The following is a 21,252-nucleotide window of genomic DNA, read 5'->3' as shown; positions in this document are numbered from 1 at the left end:
GGATGGCGCCATGTCGAAGTTCTTCATCGCAGCGGCGACCCTTCTCGCCGGGGTGTCGGTTCTCCCGGCAGCCTCCGCGACGCTCGAGGATCTGCGCTGGAACAGCCGCGTGCTCGTGCTTTTCGCGCCGGCGGCAGACGATCCCGTTCTCGTTCGTCAGATCGAGGCGTTGCGCGGCGCAGCGGCTGGCCTCGGCGAGCGCGACCTCGTCGTCTTCGCCGCTGCGGGCTCACGCATCCTCGCGGTGCAAGGCAGCCCGCCCTCCGGCGAGACGTCCGCCTCGCTCGCGGCACGGCTTCGGCCGAAGGACAAAGCCGAAGTCTCCGCCGTTCTCATCGGGAAGGACGGCGGCATCAAATGGCGCGCGGCGGCACCGTTCCCCATCGGTGCCGTCTTCGACACGATCGACGCGATGCCGATGCGCCGAAGCGAGATGCGATAAGGCCCGCCTCGGGCCTCCGACGACTTTCCCGTTGTCCGAATCCGGCATTCGCGCTTAACCCGGCGCAACGCCGGCCGCGGGATCTCGCATGGAAATCGTCTTCGTCATCCTGGCGCTCCTCGTCGCCGTCACCGTGAGCGGCACGGCGGAGCGCATTCTCCCGATCCCGCTGCCGCTGATTCAGATCGCATTCGGCGTGGGGCTCGCACTGTCGCCGCTGCCGAGCGCGGTGCTGAACCCCGAGATCTTCTTTCTGCTGCTTCTGCCGCCGCTGCTCTTCCTCGACGGCTGGCGCATTCCGAAGGCGGCCCTGCGGCAGGACGGTCGGCTCATCCTGGCGCTCGCCCTCGGCCTCGTGGTGTTCACGGTGGTCGGCATCGGTCTGCTGATCCACGCGCTGATCCCGTCCATGCCGGTCGCTGTCGCCTTCGCGCTGGCGGCGGTGCTCGCGCCGACCGATCCGATCGCCGTCTCGGCCATCGCCAAGCAGGCGCCGGTGCCCCAGCGCCTGATGCACATTCTCGAAGGTGAATCGCTCTTGAACGACGCCTCGGGCCTCGTCTGCCTGCGTTTCGCCGTTGCGGCCGCGCTCACCGGGAGTTTCTCCCCGACCGACGCCTTCGCGACCTTCGTCTGGCTGTCGCTCGTCGGCGTGGCGCTCGGCGTTCTCGTGACGCTCGCGGTCACCCGCCTGCAGGAGCGCATCCTGTCGCGCGTCGGCGAAGATCCGGGCACGCAGACTCTGCTCAGCCTTCTCATTCCCTTCGCCGTCTATCTCGTCGCCGAGAAGGTCCACGCATCCGGGATCCTGGCGGCGGTCTCCGCCGGCATCACCATGAGCTATGTCGAGAACCAGGGCCGCGCGCTGGCGCTGACGCGCATGCGGCGCAGCGCGGTGTGGGATACGGTGCAACTTGCCGCCAACGGCGCGATCTTCGTGCTCCTCGGCGAGCAGCTTCCGGTGATCCTCGAACGCGCGTCGGGCGGCGCGTTGCTCGAAGGCGGGCCGCTCCGTCTGGTGCTGCTCGCGGTCACGATCACCGCAGCGCTCGCGTTCCTGCGCTTCGTCTGGGTCTGCGTGTCGATCGCGCTGACCCTGCGCAGGGGGCGCCGCAGCGGCCTGCCTAGGGGACCCTTCCCCTTCGGCCTGGCGCTCGCCACCTCGCTGGCGGGCGTGAAGGGCGCAGTCACGCTGGCCGGCATCCTGACACTGCCCTTCGCCCTCGCCGACGGCTCGCCCTTTCCAGCGCGCGATCTCGCGATCTTCCTGGCGATGACGGTGATTCTCGTCTCGCTCCTCGCCGCGACGCTGGTGCTGCCGATCGTGTTGCGTCGCATTCAGCTGCCGCCGGCGCCGGAAGCGGTCGATCACGAACGCATGGTGCGCGCAAAGGCCGGCGAGGCCGCGCGCGACGCAATCCAGACGTTGCGCGCCTCGCTCTCGCGCACGGCCAGCGATCCCGGGCTCTACGACGAAGCTGCGGTGCGTGCCCTCCAGCGATACCAACGATACGACGACGGCGCCGAGGCCAGCGGCACATCTCGGGGCCGGGAGATGGTTCAGGCGGAGCGCCGGCTGCGACTGGCGGGCCTGCGGGCGGAGCGGGACGCCCTGTTCGACCTGCGCCGCCGCCACACCATCCCCGACGCGCTTCTGGCGCGTCTCATCCGCGAGGTGGACCTGCTCGAAACGCGCTTCGCCGAGGGCTGACGCAAGCTTCGCGATCAGTCTTTTTTCGACGCCTTTCGGTCGGCCTCCAGCATGCGCTCGTACTGGCGTTCGAGCTTGTCGTCGATCGGCAGCGGGTTCAGGTCGACACCCTCCGACAGCCGGTCCGCGATCGCACCGAGCGCCTCGATGCGCGCATATTTCTTGTCGTTGGCCGGCAGCGCGATCCAGGGTGCGGACCGGCTGGAGGTGCGCTCGATCATCTCGTTGGCGGCATCGAGATAGTCGTCCCAGCGCTCGCGGTTGCGGAAATCCTCGTAGGAAAGCTTCCAGCGCTTCAGCGGATCCTTCATCCGGTCCTCGAAGCGCTGCAGCTGCTCGTCCGGGGTGATGTAGAGGAACAGCTTGACGATGCGGGTGCCGGCATCCGTCAACAGGCGCTCGAAATCGTTGATCTCCTCGTAGGCTCGGCCCCACTGCGCGGGGGTGGCGAAGCCCTCGACCCGTTCCACCAGCACGCGGCCGTACCAGGATCGGTCGAAGACGCAGATCTCTCCCTGGCCCGGCAGGCGCTGCCAGAAGCGCGAGAGATAGTGATGCTTCAGGTCCTGCTCCGTCGGCGCGGCGATCGGCCAGACCTTGAAGCCGCGCGGATCCATGACCGACGACATGCGCCGGATGGTGCCGCCCTTGCCCGCCGCGTCCCAGCCCTCGAAAACTACCACCGCGCTGTCGCCGGTGTGCAGATAGGCCTGCTGGATCTTCTGGAACGTCGTCTGGATGGTCTCGAGCCGCGTCTCGTATTCGTGCTTGTCGATCGTCGCGCCCATGTCGAGTCGCGACAGAGGGCGATGGTCCCGCGCCTTGGAATGCTTGGTCTCGCCGGTCATGAATTGTGTCCTTCGGTTTCGTCGATGCTTAAATGCCGCACCCGGCAGGCGCGTCCATCCCCCGGAAAGACGGGTTCCGCGACCGGAAGATTCCGGTGGACGACGCGTCCGCTCCGGATCGTTGCCGACGGGCCGACGTTTCGTAAGGAAGACCCGATCGTCTGCCGAAGGTTCACGCGTTCATGCTTCAGTCCGTCACTCTCGAGAGCCAGTCCCTGTCGGCCGAAAAACTCGCGCCGCTCCATCCGATCGGTGCGAGCGCGGCGGTCATCCATCGGCAGGCGGCTCGCGAGAGGGGACGAACGCTCGTCTACGTGGCGCAGACGGCGCGCCGGGCGCGCGACATCATGGCGGTGCTCTCGGCCTTCGATCCAGAGCGCCCGCTGGCCTATCTGCCGCCGTGGGATTGTCTGCCCTACGACGGTTGCTCGCCGTCCCGCTCCGTGATGGGGCAGCGCATGGGCGTGCTACGCTGGCTGACCAACGCCGAGAACCGCCCGGCGATCGTGGTGACCACGGCCGAGGCGCTTCTACGGCGCGTTCCGCCCCGCGCGATCTGGACCGACCTTCACCGCGAGTTCCGCGTCGGCGACGCGATCGACGTCACCGAGGTCGAGGCGCATCTTCGCCGCATCGGCTACGTGTTCGACGACCGGGTGGACGAGCCGGGCGAAGCCGCGATCCGCGGCCGGGTCATCGACTTCTTTCCTGCCGCGGCCAGCTCGCCTTGCCGCGTCGAGCACCATGATGGCATCGTCGTCGCCATCCGCTCCTACGATGCAGCGAGCCAACGCACGATCTCGGAATGCGAGATGCTGATCGTCGACCCAGCGAGCGAGATTCCAGGTTCGGCGCCGACCGATCTCGGCGCGGCGGTCGGCCGCGAGCATGCGCTCTCCACGCACTACGACGCGCTCGACACCGTCTTCGACTATCTCGGCGATGCCGCCATCCTGATCGAGGACGGCGTCGCGCGCCGGGCGCAGGCCTTCCTCGAAGGCATCGACGAGGCGCATCGAGAGGCACCCCGCTCGGGCGGGCGCCGTGCCGTCGCACCGCATCGCATGTTCCTTGAGCCGCGCGAGTGGGAAACCGCCGTGGCCGCGCATCTTGGCGCCGTGGTGGACGACGACCCGCATGCCTCGGCCGACTTCTTCGTGCCTCGCTTCGCCGAAGACCGCGCGCCCTGGGGCTCGCTTGCAGCCTTCCTCGACGGCGAGCCAGCAGGCCAGAGCTTCGTGCTGGCGGCGCCGACGAAGGCTCTCCTCGACGACTGGGTTCGCCGGGCCCGCCGTCAGCTTGGCCGAAAGATCGAACTCGGAACCGGCTGGGACGCGATCCTCGCTGCGGAGGGCGGCGGCTTCGGGCTCGTGCTGCCGATCGCGGAAGGCTTCCGCGTGCCCGACGCCGGCGTCGTCGTCGTCGCGGTGCAGGATCTCGCGGGCCAGACGGCCGGCGCGGTGCGCGCGACCACCGAGGCGACACCCTTCGCGGTGGCCGACGCGACGTTCTCGATCGGCGATGCCGTGGTTCATATCGACCATGGCGTCGGCATTCTCGAAGGCCTCGATCGGCTCGAACATGGCAAGGCGCATCGCGACGTTATCCGCATGCGCTATGCCGACGACGGCCGTCTGATGGTGCCGGTCGAGGAGATCGGCGCGCTCTGGCGCTATTCCGGCGGCGACGGCGGCGTGACGCTCGACAAGCTGAAGGGCGGCAACTGGGTGGAGCGCCGCAACGCGATCCTCCAGCGCGTGCGCGGCACCGCCGAGCGGATCACCGAGCGCATGACGCAGCGCCACGCGGCGCGCTGCAAGCCCGTGAAGCTCGACAGGCGCCGCTACGAGCGCTTCTGCGCCCGCTTTCCCTACGAGCTCTCGCCCGATCAAGCCAAGGCCGTGGACGACGTGCTGAGCGACCTCACCTCGGGCCGGCCGATGAACCGTCTGGTCTGCGGCGACGTCGGCTTCGGCAAGACCGAAGTGGCGCTGCGCGCCGCCGCCGCCGTCGCCTTTTCCGGGCGTCAGGTGGCGATCGTGGCGCCCACCACCGTCCTAGCCCAGCAGCATGCGCGCTCCTTCGCCAAGCGCTTCGCCGGGTTCGGGCTGGAGGTCGCCTATCTCTCGCGCCAAAGCGGGGCCAAGGAGGCCCAGCAGATCCGCGAGCGGCTGCGGTCCGGCGAGATCCAGATCGTGGTCGGCACGCATTCGCTTTGCGGCAAGGGCATCGCCTTCGACGATCTCGGGCTGGTGGCCATCGACGAGGAGCAGCGCTTCGGCGCGGCGCAGAAGACGGCGCTGCGCAACCTCGTGGAGGGCGCGCACAGCCTGACGCTGACGGCGACGCCGATCCCCCAGACCCTGCAGGCGAGCTTCGTCGGGCTGAACGAGCTCTCGGTCATCGCGACGCCCCCGGTGCTGCGCCAGCCCATCCAGACCGTGCTAAGCGAGTTCGACGGGGATCTCGTCAAGGAAGCACTGGAGCGCGAGCGTCGCCGCGGCGGCCAGAGCTTCGTGGTCTGCCCGCGCGTCGAGGACATCCAGCCGATGGCCGATCGCCTGCGCGCGCTCGTTCCCGAACTCGACGTCGCCATCGTCCACGGCCAGCTGGCTGCCGACGAGGTGGACGAGACCATGCTGCGCTTCACCGAGGGCGATGGCGACATCCTTCTCGCGACGAACATCATCGAGAGCGGGCTCGACGTGCCCGCTGCCAACACGATGATCGTCTGGCGGCCGGACCGGTTCGGTCTCGCGCAGTTGCACCAGCTGCGCGGACGCGTCGGTCGCGGCTCGCGGCGGGGCGTCGCTTATCTGATGACCGAAAAGGACGTGCGGCTTCCCCCAGAGACGGAGCGTCGGCTTCGCACGCTGGAGGCGATGAACCGACTGGGCGCCGGCTTCCAGATCAGTGCCCGGGATCTCGATCTGCGCGGGGCCGGCGATCTGCTCGGCGAGGAACAGGCGGGCCATCTGCAACTCGTCGGGCTCACGCTCTACCGCCATTTCTTGACGCGCGCGCTCCTCGTCGCCGAAGGCAAGCCGGTGCCCGACGACTGGGTGCCGGAGATCGCGCTCGGCGTCGCCGGCCGCATTCCGCAGGCCTACGTTCCCGACGACGAAACGCGGATCAATCTCTACGCCGAGATCGACCACGTCCGGGATCGCGCCTCGCTCGACATGCTGAAGCTCGACATCGTCGATCGCTTCGGCGCCCTACCGCGCGCCGCCAAGGTGCTGCTGAAGCTCGCGGAACTGCGCATCCGCTGCTTCGAACTCGGCATTCAGAAACTGGCGGCCGGTCCGAAGGGCATCGCCGCGACGTTCCGAACCAACGAAGGCGCGAAGGCGGCCACGCGCCGGCCGGTGCCGACGGACTGGCGCTGGTGCGACCGCAAGCTGGTCTATCCCATAGAGACGAAGGGCACGGCCGAGCGGCTGAACGCCGCGGTGACCCTCCTGAACCGCGTGGACGGCGCATCGTGACGATCGCATGCCGTCTTGCATGGCGATGCCTGCGGTCGTGACGCGGATCAGCCATCTTCCCGACGCGGTGGAGCGGGTCTACGCGATCGGCGACGTGCATGGACGGGCCGATCTCCTGGCCTTGCTGCTCGACTTCATCGAGGCGCGAACGCGCGCGGGGCCACGCCGTATCGCGGTCGTGCTTCTCGGCGATCTCGTCGATCGCGGGCCGTCCAGCGCCGGCGTGCTCGATCTCGCGATCGACGCGTTGGCCAGGTGGCCGGACTCGCGTCTTTGCCTCGGCAACCACGACGACTGGATGCGGCACTTCCTCTCGGGCGCCCCGCCGATGATCGACGATGCCGAGTCGTGGCTGGAGCAGCGCGGCGCCGAAACGCTGGAATCCTACGCGACGGGCCACGAACGCCTGGGCGAGATCCGCACGGCGATCCTGCGCGATCGACCCGGCCACCGCGCCCTTCTCGATGGCGCGTCGCTCCTCGTGACCTGGCGGGATTTCGTCTTCGCCCATGCCGGCATCGAGCCGGGCGTGCCCCTCGATCACCAGCGCATGGAGGACGCCCTCTCGATCCGCCGGCCGTTCCTCGACCATGTCGGGCCCCTCGGTGCCATCGTCGTCCACGGCCATACGATCCAGAAGCCGGCGCGACCGCACGTCACCGAGAACCGCATCTCGCTCGATACCGGCGCGGTGTTTCGATCGGTGCTCACGATGGTCGAGCTCGACGTGCTCGATGCCACCATGCGGTTCTGGGCGACCGGGCCGCGAGGCAAGGTCGAGCCGACGCTTCCGGTACACGTCGATCGGGGTCTCGGCACCGTGGCGGACCGGCACGCAGGCACCGACGCGAACGCCTTCGCGTTGCCGGACAAAAAAGGGCGGCACTGAGGCCGCCCAAGTTTGGCTGGAGTATCAGGCCATGAAACCCGATGCCCTCTAATTGGTCAGCCTCGCGAAAGGTTGCCACGAGCCTTACGAAATCTTCACGATCTGCGCGCCGGGAATTGCCGTGTGCGCGCAACCAAGATTGGCGCGGCCCGTTTAGGGCCCGCGACCCGAACCTCCCGGTCGCATCTGTTGTGTATGGCGATCGTCTCCGCGCGTTTCGTCTGAGACCCCAATTGAGGAGAACGAGATGTTTCGCGACAAGCCTTCGGCCTACGACCGTTTGACGGACACCATCAGCGATATCGGCGAACGGATTTCGGACCTGGAGTCGCGCGTCGTGGAGCGGTTCAATCGGCGTCCGTCCCGAGCCGAGCGCCTGCGCCGCACCGTCGAGCAGGAGGTGGGACGCCTGTATGGCGCGACCGATCGCGGCTACGCGCGCTATCTCCCGAGCTTCCTCACCGGCCTTTCGGTGCCGTCCGCCGACGATGCCAAGTCCTCGCTCTACGAGGCGAAATCGACGTTGGAGAAGGCGCGCTCTTCTCTCGCCGACAGCGCCCATGACCTGCGCGGCAACCTGCCGTCGCTCTCTTCCTTCTCGCTGGGCTCGCTCGGCCATCGCACGAGCTTCAAGGGCGGGCGCGGCTACCAGCGCAGCGTCGATTATCTGCGCGATCGCCCGAACGTCTCCACGGCGCTCATCGCCGGCGGCGCCATTCTCGCGGTCGGCGCGGCCTTCTACGTCACCAAAAAGATCGCCGAACATGCCGAGGAGCCCGAATACGACGTCGTGCGCCGTGGCGGCGAGATCGAGATCCGCGACTACGACGCGATGATCGTCGCGGAGACCGTGAAGACCGGCTACCACGAGAAGGCCCGCCGCCGCGGCTTCGAGACGCTCTACGACTTCATCGCTGCGAACAACCGGTCCGGCAAGAAGATCGCGATGACGGTGCCGGTGCTGCAGCAGCTCTCCGAGAGCGAAGGCCGCACCAAGGGCTGGGCGGTTCGCTTCGTGATGCCGAAGAAGTTCACCAAGGCGAGCCTGCCGACGCCGAACTCGAACGAGGTGACGATCCAAGAAGTGCCGGCCAAGCGGCTGGTCGCCATCCGCTTCAGCGGCAACTTCTCGGCCTCGCTCGCCTCGAAGAAGCTGATGGCGCTCTACAACTACGTCGCCGACGAGAACCTGAAGCAGAAGGGCGACCCGATCTACGCCTTCTACGACGCGCCCTGGACCCCCGGCTTCATGCGCCGCAACGAGATCCTGATCGAAGTCGAGCGCTGATAGGCCACCGACGCGGAACCGAGTTGCAGCGCCCGCTCGAAAGAGCGGGCGCTTTCGTTTGGAGAGGCTTGCTCGCCGCAAGACCGCCCGGCAGAACGACCACATGACCCTCGCTCCCGCTTCCGCCCTTCCGCCGAGCCTCGCCATTGCCGAGGACGGCCTGTCGTTTCGGCTCGATCCGCGCGACCCCGTCTTCTTCGCCGATCCCTACCCGACCTACGCTGCCTTGCGGACAGAAGCGCCGGCGGCGACCTGGATCGAGGCGGGCTGTCTGGCGCTGTCGCGGCACGAGGACGTCTCGCGGATCCTGCGCAGCCGGACGTTCGGCCGGGTCCTGTCGCCGGACGGCAGCGGACGGCCGGATCGCGGCGAAGTGCCGGCGCATCTCCGCAACTTCCAGGCGCTGGAAGACCATTCGCTGCTGGACCTCGAGGCCCCCGCGCACACGCGGCTGCGCAGTCTCCTCACCCGCGCCTTCGTGGCGCGGCGGATCGAGGCGCTGGCGCCGCGCATCGTGGCCGTCGCCGAAGACCTCATCGCCGGTTTCGCCGGGGCGGGCGAGGTGGAGCTCGTGTCCCACTTCGCCGAACCGCTGCCGGTCGTCGTCATCGCGGAGCTCATCGGCGTTCCCGCGAGCGACGCGGGCGATCTCCTGCGCTGGTCGCACGCGATGGTCGCCATGTATCAGTTCGGCCGCGACGAGGCGGTGGAGCAGCGAGCCGATGCCGAGTCGGCGGAGTTCTCCGACTATCTCCACCGGCTCGTCACGCAGAAGCGCGCCCGCCCGGCGGACGACCTCGTCTCGGCTCTGGCGGCGGCCGAGACGCCGGACGGTCGGTTGCGCGACGACGAACTCGTGTCGCTGGTCGCGCTGCTGCTCAATGCCGGCCACGAGGCGACCGTGCACCAGATCGGCAACGGATTGGCGGCCGCCTTCACCGCCGGCATCGATCTCGCGGCCGCGACGAGCACGCCGGAGACAGCGGACCGACTGGTGGAGGAAGCGCTGCGCTTCGACACGCCGCTGCACCTCTTCCGCCGCTTCGCGCTCACGGAGACCGAGATCGCCGGGCGTCGGCTCCGGCCCGGCGACGAGGTGGCGCTGCTGCTGGCGGCGGCGAACCGCGATCCCGCGATCTTCGCCGCGCCCGAGCGGTTCGATCCCGAGCGCGAGGCTCGCGCGCATGTCGCCTTCGGCGGCGGCGTGCATTTCTGCATCGGCGCGCCGCTCGCGCGGCTGGAGCTGCGGCTCGCCTTCGAAGCGCTGGCGCGCCTGCCGAACCTGCGTCTCGCGCAGCCGCCACGCTACGGCGACAGATATCATTTCCGAGGCGTGGAGAGGCTGGATCTCCGCTTCGATCCCGTCAGAGCTTGATCACGTAGCGCTTGCGCGTCGTCTCCTCGACGCGCCACGTCCCGCGAAAGCCGCGCCGGATGACGAACGCGTCGCCCGCCGCGTAGCGCCGCGCCTCGCCGCTTTCGTCGGCGAGCACGCCGATGCCGGACAGAATCTCGCAATACTCCCATTCATCGTAGGCGATCCGCCACTCGCCGGGGGTCGATTCCCAGATCCCCGCATAGAGGCCGGCCCCGTCGTCCTCGCAGTTCCAGGTGCGATGGACGGGATCGCCGGCCAGAACCTTCTCCGGCGACGGGCGGCTGGTCTCGGGTTCGAGGGACGCGGTTTCGATGGGCAGAAGCAGCATGCGGGTCTCCGGCGTTGTCGGTTGCGTCGCGTCCCTCTAGCAGAACTCGGCGGACGGGCATGCCGTGTCGCGACCGGTCAGATGGGAGAAAGATCGATGAACCTGGCCATGAGCATCGACGAGGTGGCCGAGTTTCTCGACCGCGAGTTTCCGCAGGCGGGCGCGGCGGGCCTGGGCTTCCGGCTCGACACCCTGGAGGCCGGTCGCCTGACCCTGTCGCTGGCGGCCGAGGAGCGACACCTGCGCCCCGGCGGCACCGTTTCGGGCCCGAGCCTCTTCGCCCTCGCCGACGTCGCGGCCTATCTCTGCATCCTCGCCCATCTCGGGCCGCTGCTGCATGTCGTCACCACCAACATGTCGATCAACTTCCTTCAGAAGCCGCCGCCGGGCCTGCTGCGGGCGGAGGCGAGCCTTCTCAAGCTCGGTCGCCGCCTCGCGGTGGTGGAGGTTTCGATCCGCGGCGCGGGGGACGATCTCCCCTCCGCCCATGCCGTCGGGACCTACGCGATCCCACCCGAGACGACAGAATAAGCGGGTATGTAGGTACCACAATCGTCAAGCAACTGTTTTTGCTGGTCATTGCCTCGAAGCGTCATCCAACATACCGACCGTCGGCCCTTGCGCCGATGGGCACATACCGTTATGGAACCGTCATCAAGCGCGGCAACTGCCGCCTTTTTCGTATGGCCGGGGTTTTCGTCCGCGGTCGACGCACGACAGACCCCAAGGATACCCGTATGAAGACCTTCTCGCAGAAGACCGAGACGGTGGTGAAGAAATGGATCGTCATCGACGCCGAAGGGCTCGTTGTCGGTCGCCTCGCCTCCCTCGTCGCGCTTCGCCTTCGCGGCAAGCATAAGCCGACCTTCACCCCGCATGTCGACGATGGCGACAACGTCATCATCGTGAACGCCGACAAGGTCGTGTTCACGGGCAAGAAGTTCCAGGACAAGACCTACTACTGGCACACCGGCTATGCCGGCGGCATCAAGCAGCGCAAGGCGCGCGAGATCCTTGAGGGCCGCTTCCCCGAGCGCGTGGTCGAGAAGGCCGTGGAGCGTATGCTGCCCGAGGGCCCGCTCGGTCGTCGCCAGCTGAAGAACCTGCGCGTCTACGCCGGCGCGGCGCATCCGCACGAGGCGCAGTCCCCCGAGACGTTCGACGTCAAGGCGCTGAACTCCAAGAATGCGAGGGCTGCATAATGGCCGACATGAACTCCCTGCAGAGCCTCGGCTCGGTCGCCGCGTCCGAGACCGTTGCAGCGCCCGTCCACGTCCAGAAGCTCGACTCGCTCGGCCGCGCCTACGCCACGGGCAAGCGCAAGGACGCGGTCGCCCGCGTCTGGATGAAGCCCGGCACCGGCAAGATCACCGTCAACAACAAGGACTTCGCTGAGTATTTCGCGCGTCCCGTGCTGCAGATGGTGCTGCGTCAGCCGATCCTCGCGGCGTCGCGCGCCGACCAGTTCGACATCCACGTGACGGTCGCCGGCGGCGGTCTCTCCGGCCAGGCCGGTGCGGTTCGTCACGGCATCTCGCGCGCCCTCACCTACTACGAGCCGGGCCTTCGCGGCGTGCTCAAGAAGGGCGGCTTCCTGACGCGCGACTCGCGCACCGTGGAGCGCAAGAAGTACGGCAAGGCCAAGGCCCGCCGCTCGTTCCAGTTCTCGAAGCGCTAAGCGCTTCGAAACATCGGTTCGATGGGAAGGCCGCGGCACATGCCGCGGCCTTTTTCGTTCGTCACATCGCCGTGCCATACGTCGCACGGCGTCCTCGCCGCCCGATCCCGAGGCGGGTGCGCCAGACCAGGAGACACCATGGCCGGCCAGTCGATCGACCACGCCTTCACGGCGACGCAGACGCTCGGCGCCGCGTCCGACCCGACCTATGCGGGCGTGCCCTCCTTCATGCGGCGGCGCTTCGCCAAGGACCCGGCCGGCGCCGACGTCACGGTCTGGGGCATTCCGTTCGACGCCTCCGTCTCCAACCGGCCGGGCACGCGCTTCGGGCCGCAGGCGCTGCGGCGCGCCTCGATGATCTTCGACAACGATCCGCAATATCCCTTCCACGCCGACCTCTTCGAAGCGCTTTCGGTGGTGGACTACGGCGATTGCCTCCTCGACTATCGGCTGCCGGAGACGGCGCACGAGCGCATGCGGGCCGAGGCCGCCGCGCTTCTCGAGCGCACGGGCTTTCTGCTGACGCTCGGCGGCGACCATTCGATCACCTTCCCGCTGCTCCAGGCGCATGCCGCGCGCCACGGCAAGCTCAGCCTCGTGCATTTCGACGCCCATCAGGACACGTGGCCGCTGGCCGAGGCCGCCGACGGCACCCCGCGGGCCGATCACGGCTCCTTCGTCACCGCCGCCTTGCACGAAGGGTTGATCGACCCTGCAACCTCCATCCAGATCGGCATCCGCACCCACGCGCCCGAGACCGGCGGGATCGAGATCCTGCATGGCAACGAGGTCGAAGATCTCACCTCGGTCGAGATCGCCGAGCGGATCTACGAGCGCACGGGCGGCACGCACTGCTACCTCTCCTTCGACATCGACTGCCTCGACGTCGCCTTCGCGCCGGGCACGGGCACGCCGGTTTCCGGCGGCCCCTCCAGCGCCAAGATGCTGGCCGTGCTCCACCATCTGAAGAACCTGCAGATCGTCGGCGCCGACGTGGTCGAGGTGTCGCCGCCCTACGATCACGCCGACATCACGGCCATCGCGGGGGCCACCGTGGCGCTCTACGTCCTCGGCATCCTCGCCGACAAGAAGGCCAGGGCCGCCCAGCGCGGCGGTTGAATGCGACGCGGCCTTGCGGCAAAGGAGACGGGCGGACGAGCGAATCTTCCGTCCCGGACAGGAACGGACGATCATGAAACCGCGGATCTTCATCGACGGCGAACACGGCACGACCGGGCTGCAGATCCGCGCGCGCATGGCGGAGCGCACCGACGTCGAGCTTCTGTCGATCCCCGAGGCCGAACGTCGCAATGCCGCGATGCGCGAGGACCGGCTGAACGAAGCCGACATCGCCATTCTCTGCCTGCCCGACGACGCCTCGCGCGAGGCGGTGGCCTTTCTCGCCGGCAACGCCTCGACCCGCATCATCGACACCTCGACGGCGCATCGCGTCGATCCCGCCTGGGCCTACGGCTTCGCCGAGATGGACGGCGCGCAGCGCGCCAGGATCGCCGGCGCGCGCCTCGTGGCGAACCCCGGATGCTATCCGACCGGGGCGATCGCCCTCCTGCGGCCGCTTCGTCAGGGGGGGCTCGTCGCGGCGGATCATCCGGTCACGGTCAACGCGGTGTCGGGCTACTCCGGCGGCGGCAAGCAGATGATCGCGCAGATGGAGGACGCCACACGAGAGGACCATATCGTCGCGCCGCATTTCCTCTACGGGCTCGACCTCGCCCACAAACACCTGCCGGAAATGCGGACCTTCGGCCTTCTCGACCGCGAGCCGATCTTCGCGCCTTCGGTCGGCCGGTTCGCGCAGGGGATGATCGTGCAGGTGCCACTGCACCTTCGCGACGGCGTGACGCCGGAGCAGCTCGAAACGGCGTTGGCCGACCATTATGCGGGCCAGGACATCGTGACCGTTGTTCCCGGCGCCGAGGCGCAGGCGCTGAAGCGCATCGATCCGACGGAACTCGCCGGGCAGGACACGATGAAGCTCTTCGTGTTCGGCTCGAAGGATGGACGCCGCGCCAATCTCGTCGCCCTGCTCGACAATCTCGGCAAGGGCGCATCCGGCGCGGCGGTCCAGAACATGGACCTGATGCTGCGCGGCTAGATCGCGCTCGGCCACCGACGGGCGCGGCGCCCGCCGGCGGCGCGTCCGTTATGCATGAACGGGCGCGGGGTAGCGGCCCGTCAACCCCCGCGCATGGATCACCGATCCCGCCAGCACGACGAGCGCGCCGGCTTGGTGCATCAACGCCCAGCCGATCGGCACCTGCAGCAGCAGCGTGGTGATGCCGAGCGCCGCCTGCATCGTCACGGCCAGCGCCAGCCACACGGCGCCCTGCGCATGGCGCGACCGGCCGGCGATGCGCAGCGCCGCCACCGCATGGATCACCACCACGGCGAACAGCAGGTAGGCACCGCAGCGGTGCACGAACTGCACGGTCATCACGCTCTCGAAGAAATTGCGCCAAACCGGTGTCATCGCAAAGAGATTGCCGGGCACGAGGCGGCCGTCCATCAGCGGCCAGGTGTTGAAGGCAAGCCCCGCGTTGAGGCCGGCGACGAGGCCGCCGAGATAGATCTGGACGAGCGCCAGCGCCACGATCAGCAGGCCGACATGGCGCGAATGGCCGGTTGGCGGCGGTTCGCTCGGCCGCGTCACGAGGCCGCGCGCGATCCAAAGGATCGCGGCGAAGATGATGCAGGCCATCGTCAGATGCACTGCCAGCCGGTACTGGCTGACGTCCGTGCGCTCCACGAGGCCCGACGCGACCATCCACCAGCCGATGCCGCCCTGCAGCCCGCCGAGCGCCAGAAGCGCCAGAAGCCGCGGCTTCAGCCAGCCTTCGACCCGGCCGGTCGCCCAAAAGAAGGCGAGCGGCAGAGCGAAGGCGAAGCCGACGCTGCGGGCGAGGAAGCGATGCGCCCATTCCCACCAGAAGATGGTCTTGAACCCCGAGAGGCTCATGCCCTGATTGAGCTCCTGATATTGGGGAATGCGCTGGTAGAGCTGGAACTCCTCCAGCCATTCCGCCTCCGAGAGCGGCGGGACGATGCCGTGGATCGGCTTCCACTCGGTGATCGACAGGCCCGATTCGGTCAGGCGGGTCGCGCCGCCGACCACAACCAGCGCCAGGATGAGCGCGGCGATCGCGTAGAGCCACAAGCGGATGGCGGTCCGGTCGCGGGCGATCCTGGCGGGAAGCCGCGAGACCTCGGACGGGCGGGAGAGAGACATCGAACTCATGGCGGCGCGAGACGAAGACCCTCGACGAAGATCCCCGTCCATCCTCCTGCTGTGGCACCGCCTTCGGAACGGACGGCGCGGATTTCGGCGGGCCGGCGCGGCGCCGGCAGGCTGGTTCGACCGTGGTTTGGATGCGACGCCGGCGATTGGCAAGGCCGATCTGCGGACGGGCGATCGGGTCGCAGGTTGATCTCGCCGACCCGAGCGACCATACCAAGGCGACAAGCCCACGAGCGACCTGCGGAAACGACCCTATGCCCGTCCGACTGAAGAAGCTCCTCGGCGTCGTCATCCTTCTGGCGCTGGTCGTCGTCTATGCCGTGTTCGCCACCGCCTACGCCTCGCTCTATCTCGGCGACGCGCCGGGCTACGTGCATCTCCTGTACTTCCTCGTGACGGGGCTGTTCTGGATCGTGCCGGCTATGTTCGTGATCCGCTGGATGGAGCGCGAGCCCGACCGCCGCTGAACGATCAGCCGGCGTCGCCGACGAGAATCACCTCGTCGAGACCGGCCTCGCGCAATGCCTCGACGGTCGCCCGGATTGCCGCGCGCGTTGCGCCCTGCACGGCGAGGAGCAGCGCCGCGTCGTTGTCGACGAGATCGCGGACGCCGGTCGGCTCCATCGCGCCGCAGTCGACGAGCAGGGTCTCGTAGCTCCGCTCGATGAAGTCGAGCACGTTGCGTCGTTCCGCCAGGGTGTCGAGGCGCACGGACGCTGCGCGGCGGCCGCCGGGAATGATGTCGGCCCGGGTCGCGAAGTCGCGTCGGGCGATCGTCGCGAAAGTCGCGTCGCCCTCGATGAGATCGCTCATGCCCGGCGCATCCGAGCCCGCGCCCATGGCGCGCGCGGTCGCCTGATCGTCCGACAGATCGACGATCGCGGCCGACTGACCGCGCAACGCCAGCCGCCGGATGATGTCGACGCCAAGAGGGCGCGAAGCCGGAGCGCCCTGCACGAGCAACGCCCGCGAGATCCCGCTGGTCATCAGGGCCTCGATCACCTCGTCGATCGTGGCGACCTCCAGCGCATCGCCGCCGGCGTCGCCGTCGTTCGGTGCAGCCGTTTCGCCGGCACCGCGTGCGCGACGTTCGGCGAGGCGGGACGCCAGCCCGCCGCCCTCGCGCCGCCGGCCGACGGTCGCCAGCCCGAAGAGCGAAAGCGCCAACCCCACCGACCCCGCGCCGATCACCGCCGGCCAGATCGGCGGCCGCAGCGTTTCGAGGGACACGGCGCCCGCTTGTGGCAGAACAGGCGTGGGCATCGTTTCGAGTTGCGCGGACGGCCCCGGGGCGGCGGCTCGATCGGCAGGCGCATCCTTGGAGGCGACATCGCTCGAAGCCTGCCGCTCGGCATCGATGACGGCGGCCTCGAGACGCGACACGAGAGCCGCGGCGACGTCCTCGTCGCGCTGCATCGCCGCGCGCTCGGCATCTTGCGTCGCCGCTCGTTCGCGATCCGCAGCCAGCGCCGCTTCCCGCTTCCGCACGGCGCCCACCGCCGCGCGTTGCCGGTTCAGTTCGGTGCCGAGATCGCGCAGGAGGTCGCGGGATGCGGTCTGGACGTCGGCCTGAAGCTCCGCGAGGCGCAGACGTGCGATCGTCATGCGCGGATGACCGTCGAGAAGCGTTTCCGCCATCGTCCGAATGCCGGCCTGCAGATCGTCGCGCCGCGACAACGCGGCTGCGTAACGACCCCATCCGTCGCCGGCGGCGATGTCGGTCTCGCCTTCGCGCGGGGGCCGGCCCGCCTCCAGGTCGGCGATGGCACGTTGCAGCGAGCGCGCCCGATTTTCGAGAGCGCGGGCCTCAGCCGCGACGGCCGCCGGGTCGTCGCCCTCGGCATCGGCCGCCGCCTCGGCCGGTTCGAGCGCGGCCAGCCGCGAACGCGCGGCATCGCGCTGCGCTTTCGCCTCCTCGAGTTGCGTACGCAGAAGCGTCGCGGCTCCCCCAGCCCGATCCGATGCGATCGGGGCTGGGCTCTGCGCCACCGGCTCCGCCGCCTCGGATCTGACCATGGTGGAGGGCGACGACGTCGCGACGCATTGCACGATCGAGCCGGCAAGTTCGCCCACCAACCGCTGAGAAACTGCCGCTTCGCCGTCCTGCACCCACAACTCGACAGACCGGTCTCCGACCGTGCGAACGCCCGTCTCGCGCATTCCCAGCATCGCCAGGGAATGGCCGCCTTCGAACCAACCGACGAGCCGGCGGAAGCCGAGACCGGCGTCGCGGCCCCTGGACGCAGCTAGGCCGTCGACGCAGGCAGATCGCGCGAAGTCGGTCGGCCCGGTCAGCAGCAGCGAGGCCCGGTAGGTCGAGGGGAGCCACGAGACGGCGACGAAGGCGAGACCGGCGAGGCAGACGGGAGGGACGAGCCAAAGCGCGCGGCTCGTGCTTCCACGCCCACTCGTTGCGCTCGGCGCTGCAGAGCCGTGGGCCGGTCCCCTCATTCGCGATCGACTCCTCAAGGCCACGAGCGGAGTCGCGGCGAGCCCGCCTCCTCGCTGCAGGATAGATGCCACGCGTGCGGCCACAAGACGGCAGACCATTTACCAGCGGTTAACCCTAACTCGCGATAAGCTTGATCATTCGGGCTTGGTGCTCCCCAGGGGAAGCCCAGTCGTTCGGGGAGAACACCCATGCGTGCGAGCATGCTCATCATTGCAGGCCTTTGCACCGCGTGTCTGTCGGCCTGCGTCAGCGCGCCGCCGCCCTCGCCCGCCTTCCACGCCGCGCTCAACCAGCCCTACCGCCTGGACGCCGGCGACCGAGTCCGCGTCACGGTGTTCGAGCAGGAAAGCCTCACCAACACCTATTCGGTGGACAAAGCCGGCTATCTCGCGCTGCCGCTCATCGGCTCGGTGCCGGCGCGCGGCAAGACCACCGAAGCGATCCAGACGGCCATCGCCGCCTCGCTGCGCGATGGCTACCTGCGCGATCCCGATGTGTCGGTGCAGGTCGAGCAGTACCGGCCGTTCTTCGTGATGGGCGAGGTCACCACCGGCGGCCAATATTCCTACGTGCCCGGCATGACCGCGCAGAACGCCGTCGCCATTGCCGGTGGCTTCACCTCGCGGGCCGATCACCGCACCGTGGACATCACCCGGCAGGTGAACGGGCAGGTCATCACCGGCCGCGTGCTGATCTCCGATCCCGTACTGCCGGGCGACACCGTCACCATCCACGAGCGCCTCTTCTAGAAGCCCAAGTGAACGCCGTCCTTCAAATGATGTCGATCGTCCTCAACAGTCCTTAGCTCTTCCGTCGTATGTCTCGACGTCGAAGCCCTTCGACGGCCCCGCTCCGGGCGGCCGTGGGGATGGCGCCGACAGGATGGGGACATGGCGACGCTGCATCAGGACCTCCCTGCCCTTGGTCGGGAAACGATCCGCACCTTCGTGACCGACGAGGTGCGTCGAAGCGAGCCCGTCGAACTCAACGCGCATGCGCGCCGCGCCGCCGAGCAGCTGCGGGCGAGCGCCCTTTCGCCGCATCTCCTCGCCGGACTGTGCCGCCTCTGGGAGTTCGCGGCTCTCGCGACGATCGCGTCGGCGGTCCTGTATCGGCCACTTCTGGTCGAAGCCGGAACCGGTGCGGCCCTCGCCGGCGTGCTCCTTCTGTCCGCCACGACGATCGCCGGCCTCCAACTCGTCCACGGCTACGATATCGCGATGCTGCACTCGCGCGCTCGCCAGCTCGGGCGCCTCGTCGCCTGCGTGGCATTCGCAGCACTCGCGACCGGGCTGGCGAGCCTGTGGATCCTCGGTCCGAACGCCGCCTTTGCGTTGCGCTTGGCGCTCTGGTTCGCGATTGCTGCGCCGGTGCTGGGGTCGGCCCGAATGGTGCTCGGCTCGCGCATCCGCCTGTGGGCGCGCAACGGCACGATGGAGCGCCGCGCGGTGCTGGTCGGCGGCGGTACGGCGGCCGAAACCTTCATCCGGCGCCTCGAAAGCCAGCGCGACAGCGACATCCGCATCTGCGGCATCTTCGACGACCGCGACGATCGCCGCTCCCCCCCGATCGTCGCCGGCTACCCCAAGCTCGGCAGCATCGCCGAACTCACGGAGTTCGCGCGTCTCGCCCGCATCGAGATGCTGATCGTGACGCTGCCGCTCTCCGCCGAGAAGCGCATCCTGACGATTCTCAAGGATCTCTGGGTACTGCCGCTCGACATCCGCGTCTCCGCGCTGTCCGCCGACATGCGCTTTCGTCCGCGCACGGTGTCCTACGAAGGCGAGGTGCCGCTCCTCGACGTGCTCCACCGTCCGCTGGCCGACTGGGATCTCGTGGCCAAGCGCATGCTCGACCTCGCGGTCGGGAGTCTGGCGCTGATCCTGCTCTCGCCGATGATGCTGGCGACCGCCCTCGCCATCAAGCTGGACTCGCCCGGCCCCGTCTTCTTCCGCCAGAAGCGCCACGGCTACAACAACCAGATCATCAACGTCTGGAAGTTCCGATCGCTGCGCCACGAGATGGCCGACCCCACCGCGCGAAAGCTGGTGACGAAGGACGATCCACGCGTGACGCGGATCGGCAGGTTCATTCGCCGCACCTCGATCGACGAGTTGCCGCAGCTCTTCAACGTCATGACCGGCGAGCTCTCTCTCGTCGGCCCCCGCCCCCATGCCGTCCACGCACGCTCGAGCGCCGACGAGACCTTCACCGACATCGTGGAAGGCTATTTCGGGCGGCACAAGGTGAAGCCGGGCATTACCGGCTGGGCGCAGATCAAGGGATGGCGCGGCGAGATCGACCACGACATGAAACTGCAGAAGCGCTTCGAGCACGACCTCTACTATATCGAGAACTGGTCGCTGCTGCTCGACATCCTGATTTTGATCAGGACGCCCCGCAGCCTGCTGAAGAGCGAGGGCGCCTATTAAACCCGGACGAGCCGTCCCTCGGTGGCGCTCGTGGTGGCTGCGTCGGCGAGAATGCCGGCCTGCAGGCCGTCGGTCCCGCTCGGGCGCATCGGCTCGCCCTTCGATAGGCGGTCGATGAAGTAGTTCAGCTCGTGCTCGTAGGCGCGGGCGTAGCGCTCGAGGAAGAAGTTCTGCACGGGGTCGGCCGAGACGCCGCGGGCGTCGGCCAGCACCACTGTCGTCTGTGGCACGTTCTCGGCCTTCAGCAGACCCTTAGAGCCATGCACCTCGATGCGCTGGTCGTAGCCGTAGGTGGCGCGGCGCGAGCAGGAGATCTGGCAGATCTTGCCGCTCGCGGTCTTCATGAGCACTGCCGCCGTGTCGACGTCGCCGGCCGCACCGATGGCGGGATCGACGAGCGCCGATCCCACGGCCTGAACCTCGACGAAATCCTCACCGACGAGGAAGCGCGCCATGTCGAAATCATGGATCATCATGTCGCGGAACAGGCCGCCGGACCGTTCGATGTAGGAGACCGGCGGCGGCGCGGGATCGCGCGACAGGATGGTGACGAGTTCCACGTCGCCGACGTCGCCGCCCTCGATGCGATGTTTGAGCGAGGCGAAGTTCGGGTCGAAGCGGCGGTTGAAACCGATCATCAGGGGTGCGTCGCCGATCCTCGCGAGCGTCGCGCGGATCCGGTCCGACGACAGATCGACCGGCTTCTCGCAGAAGATCGCCTTGCCTGCGGCGGCCGCCCGCTCGATCAGTTCGGCATGGGTGTCGGTGGGCGTGCAGATCACCACGGCGTCGATCTCGTCCGAGCCGACGATCTCGTCGATCTCGCCGATGCGCGCATGCGTGGCGGAGGCCAGACGCCCCGCCGCGTCGGCGATCGGATCGGCGATGAGGACGAGCTTGGCCGCGGGCGAAGCCGCGATGTTGCGCCCGTGAATCTGGCCGATGCGTCCCGCGCCGAGCAAACCAAACCTGATCATCGCAATCCCCCTCGCCTCGTTTCGGCTTTCCGTAGCGCCGCTCAATGGAACATTCAATCCAGCAAACCGCGAAGTCGCCGATTTG

General features: G+C 68.4%; 19 protein-coding genes. 14 read left to right on the top strand and 5 right to left on the bottom strand.

What is annotated here, in order from left to right; genetic code table 11:
• Positions 1-10: 10 nt before the first annotated feature.
• Entirely contained in the window at positions 11-442 is a 432-nt protein-coding gene (locus GGR04_RS10355) for a DUF4174 domain-containing protein (RefSeq protein ID WP_183199798.1), read from the top strand.
• Between the two features lie 88 nt (positions 443-530).
• Positions 531-2,153, top strand: coding sequence for a Na+/H+ antiporter (locus tag GGR04_RS10350; RefSeq protein WP_183199797.1), 1,623 nt, complete (start codon positions 531-533; stop codon positions 2,151-2,153).
• 14 nt (positions 2,154-2,167) lie between these two features.
• Here GGR04_RS10350 and GGR04_RS10345 read toward each other — a convergent pair whose 3' ends face one another.
• Positions 2,168-3,001 (bottom strand): polyphosphate kinase 2 family protein, encoded by an 834-nt coding sequence (locus GGR04_RS10345; RefSeq protein ID WP_183199796.1) that lies wholly within the window; start codon positions 2,999-3,001, stop codon positions 2,168-2,170.
• Positions 3,002-3,183: 182 nt separating this feature from the next.
• On the opposite strand from GGR04_RS10345, the gene GGR04_RS10340 reads away from it, so the two are divergent.
• The 4 genes from GGR04_RS10340 to GGR04_RS10325 all read left to right on the top strand — a co-directional run bounded on the left by GGR04_RS10340 (position 3,184) and on the right by GGR04_RS10325 (position 10,041).
• On the top strand, positions 3,184-6,489 hold the full coding sequence (locus GGR04_RS10340) for a DEAD/DEAH box helicase (protein WP_183199795.1): 3,306 nt from the start codon (positions 3,184-3,186) through the stop codon (positions 6,487-6,489).
• 19 nt (positions 6,490-6,508) lie between these two features.
• On the top strand, positions 6,509-7,378 hold the full coding sequence (locus GGR04_RS10335) for a metallophosphoesterase (RefSeq protein WP_210291744.1): 870 nt from the start codon (positions 6,509-6,511) through the stop codon (positions 7,376-7,378).
• 247 nt (positions 7,379-7,625) lie between these two features.
• On the top strand, positions 7,626-8,666 hold the full coding sequence (locus GGR04_RS10330; RefSeq protein ID WP_183199793.1) for an SOUL family heme-binding protein: 1,041 nt from the start codon (positions 7,626-7,628) through the stop codon (positions 8,664-8,666).
• Positions 8,667-8,769: 103 nt separating this feature from the next.
• A complete protein-coding gene (locus GGR04_RS10325) occupies positions 8,770-10,041 on the top strand; it encodes a cytochrome P450 (protein WP_183199792.1) in 1,272 nt (423 codons plus the stop codon).
• Here the strand turns inward: GGR04_RS10325 and GGR04_RS10320 are convergent.
• Positions 10,031-10,372: a cupin domain-containing protein gene (locus GGR04_RS10320; RefSeq protein WP_183199791.1), complete on the bottom strand. Its 342-nt coding sequence runs from the start codon at positions 10,370-10,372 to the stop codon at positions 10,031-10,033. The genes GGR04_RS10325 and GGR04_RS10320 overlap by 11 nt on opposite strands.
• An 81-nt stretch (positions 10,373-10,453) precedes the next feature.
• Between GGR04_RS10320 and GGR04_RS10315 the strand changes: the two genes are divergently transcribed.
• The 5 genes from GGR04_RS10315 (at position 10,454) to argC (ending at position 14,166) form a co-directional block, all read left to right on the top strand.
• The gene (locus tag GGR04_RS10315; RefSeq protein ID WP_183199790.1) at positions 10,454-10,903 is read left to right on the top strand and encodes a PaaI family thioesterase; all 450 of its coding nucleotides are present in this window, start codon (positions 10,454-10,456) and stop codon (positions 10,901-10,903) included.
• A 206-nt stretch (positions 10,904-11,109) separates the two neighbouring features.
• Entirely contained in the window at positions 11,110-11,574 is a 465-nt protein-coding gene (rplM, locus tag GGR04_RS10310; protein WP_183199789.1) for a 50S ribosomal protein L13, read from the top strand.
• Positions 11,574-12,050, top strand: a complete 477-nt coding sequence (gene rpsI / locus GGR04_RS10305) for a 30S ribosomal protein S9 (protein WP_183199788.1) — start codon at positions 11,574-11,576, stop codon at positions 12,048-12,050. Before rplM ends, rpsI begins: the two co-directional genes overlap by 1 nt.
• Before the next feature lie 138 nt (positions 12,051-12,188).
• Complete coding sequence (gene speB, locus GGR04_RS10300) at positions 12,189-13,169, top strand: agmatinase (protein WP_183199787.1); 981 nt, start codon at positions 12,189-12,191, stop codon at positions 13,167-13,169.
• 73 nt (positions 13,170-13,242) lie between these two features.
• The gene (gene argC / locus GGR04_RS10295; protein WP_183199786.1) at positions 13,243-14,166 is read left to right on the top strand and encodes an N-acetyl-gamma-glutamyl-phosphate reductase; all 924 of its coding nucleotides are present in this window, start codon (positions 13,243-13,245) and stop codon (positions 14,164-14,166) included.
• Positions 14,167-14,214: 48 nt separating this feature from the next.
• Here argC and GGR04_RS10290 read toward each other — a convergent pair whose 3' ends face one another.
• Positions 14,215-15,306, bottom strand: a complete 1,092-nt coding sequence (locus GGR04_RS10290) for a COX15/CtaA family protein (protein WP_183199785.1) — start codon at positions 15,304-15,306, stop codon at positions 14,215-14,217.
• Positions 15,307-15,560: 254 nt separating this feature from the next.
• Here GGR04_RS10290 and GGR04_RS10285 point away from each other — a divergent pair, with 254 nt between their 5' ends.
• A complete protein-coding gene (locus GGR04_RS10285; protein ID WP_183199784.1) occupies positions 15,561-15,773 on the top strand; it encodes a DUF2842 domain-containing protein in 213 nt (70 codons plus the stop codon).
• A 4-nt stretch (positions 15,774-15,777) separates the two neighbouring features.
• Here the strand turns inward: GGR04_RS10285 and GGR04_RS10280 are convergent, their stop codons facing one another.
• A complete protein-coding gene (locus GGR04_RS10280; RefSeq protein WP_183199783.1) occupies positions 15,778-17,757 on the bottom strand; it encodes a GumC domain-containing protein in 1,980 nt (659 codons plus the stop codon).
• Positions 17,758-17,958: 201 nt separating this feature from the next.
• On the opposite strand from GGR04_RS10280, the gene GGR04_RS10275 reads away from it, so the two are divergent.
• Complete coding sequence (locus GGR04_RS10275; RefSeq protein ID WP_376769853.1) at positions 17,959-18,507, top strand: polysaccharide biosynthesis/export family protein; 549 nt, start codon at positions 17,959-17,961, stop codon at positions 18,505-18,507.
• Between the two features lie 141 nt (positions 18,508-18,648).
• On the top strand, positions 18,649-20,190 hold the full coding sequence (locus GGR04_RS10270; RefSeq protein WP_183199781.1) for an undecaprenyl-phosphate glucose phosphotransferase: 1,542 nt from the start codon (positions 18,649-18,651) through the stop codon (positions 20,188-20,190).
• On the opposite strand, the gene iolG is transcribed toward GGR04_RS10270, so the two are convergent.
• Positions 20,187-21,167: an inositol 2-dehydrogenase gene (gene iolG / locus GGR04_RS10265; RefSeq protein WP_183199780.1), complete on the bottom strand. Its 981-nt coding sequence runs from the start codon at positions 21,165-21,167 to the stop codon at positions 20,187-20,189. The genes GGR04_RS10270 and iolG overlap by 4 nt on opposite strands.
• Positions 21,168-21,252: the final 85 nt, after the last annotated feature.

Origin of the sequence: Aureimonas pseudogalii (genome assembly GCF_014196835.1) — a bacterium.
In the GTDB taxonomy this organism is placed as follows: domain Bacteria; phylum Pseudomonadota; class Alphaproteobacteria; order Rhizobiales; family Rhizobiaceae; genus Aureimonas; species Aureimonas pseudogalii.
This window is presented reverse-complemented; position numbering and strand designations above follow the sequence as displayed.

What these genes read in the sequence shown, in the direction of transcription:
- GGR04_RS10355 (WP_183199798.1), top strand. Translation starts at nt 11, where the DNA reads ATGTCGAAGTTCTTCATCGCAGCGGCGACCCTTCTCGCCGGGGTGTCG.
- GGR04_RS10350 (WP_183199797.1), top strand. Translation starts at nt 531, where the DNA reads ATGGAAATCGTCTTCGTCATCCTGGCGCTCCTCGTCGCCGTCACCGTG.
- GGR04_RS10345 (WP_183199796.1), bottom strand. Translation starts at nt 3,001, where the DNA reads ATGACCGGCGAGACCAAGCATTCCAAGGCGCGGGACCATCGCCCTCTG.
- GGR04_RS10340 (WP_183199795.1), top strand. Translation starts at nt 3,184, where the DNA reads ATGCTTCAGTCCGTCACTCTCGAGAGCCAGTCCCTGTCGGCCGAAAAA.
- GGR04_RS10335 (WP_210291744.1), top strand. Translation starts at nt 6,509, where the DNA reads ATGGCGATGCCTGCGGTCGTGACGCGGATCAGCCATCTTCCCGACGCG.
- GGR04_RS10330 (WP_183199793.1), top strand. Translation starts at nt 7,626, where the DNA reads ATGTTTCGCGACAAGCCTTCGGCCTACGACCGTTTGACGGACACCATC.
- GGR04_RS10325 (WP_183199792.1), top strand. Translation starts at nt 8,770, where the DNA reads ATGACCCTCGCTCCCGCTTCCGCCCTTCCGCCGAGCCTCGCCATTGCC.
- GGR04_RS10320 (WP_183199791.1), bottom strand. Translation starts at nt 10,372, where the DNA reads ATGCTGCTTCTGCCCATCGAAACCGCGTCCCTCGAACCCGAGACCAGC.
- GGR04_RS10315 (WP_183199790.1), top strand. Translation starts at nt 10,454, where the DNA reads ATGGGAGAAAGATCGATGAACCTGGCCATGAGCATCGACGAGGTGGCC.
- rplM (WP_183199789.1), top strand. Translation starts at nt 11,110, where the DNA reads ATGAAGACCTTCTCGCAGAAGACCGAGACGGTGGTGAAGAAATGGATC.
- rpsI (WP_183199788.1), top strand. Translation starts at nt 11,574, where the DNA reads ATGGCCGACATGAACTCCCTGCAGAGCCTCGGCTCGGTCGCCGCGTCC.
- speB (WP_183199787.1), top strand. Translation starts at nt 12,189, where the DNA reads ATGGCCGGCCAGTCGATCGACCACGCCTTCACGGCGACGCAGACGCTC.
- argC (WP_183199786.1), top strand. Translation starts at nt 13,243, where the DNA reads ATGAAACCGCGGATCTTCATCGACGGCGAACACGGCACGACCGGGCTG.
- GGR04_RS10290 (WP_183199785.1), bottom strand. Translation starts at nt 15,306, where the DNA reads ATGAGTTCGATGTCTCTCTCCCGCCCGTCCGAGGTCTCGCGGCTTCCC.
- GGR04_RS10285 (WP_183199784.1), top strand. Translation starts at nt 15,561, where the DNA reads ATGCCCGTCCGACTGAAGAAGCTCCTCGGCGTCGTCATCCTTCTGGCG.
- GGR04_RS10280 (WP_183199783.1), bottom strand. Translation starts at nt 17,757, where the DNA reads ATGAGGGGACCGGCCCACGGCTCTGCAGCGCCGAGCGCAACGAGTGGG.
- GGR04_RS10275 (WP_376769853.1), top strand. Translation starts at nt 17,959, where the DNA reads ATGCTCATCATTGCAGGCCTTTGCACCGCGTGTCTGTCGGCCTGCGTC.
- GGR04_RS10270 (WP_183199781.1), top strand. Translation starts at nt 18,649, where the DNA reads ATGGCGACGCTGCATCAGGACCTCCCTGCCCTTGGTCGGGAAACGATC.
- iolG (WP_183199780.1), bottom strand. Translation starts at nt 21,167, where the DNA reads ATGATCAGGTTTGGTTTGCTCGGCGCGGGACGCATCGGCCAGATTCAC.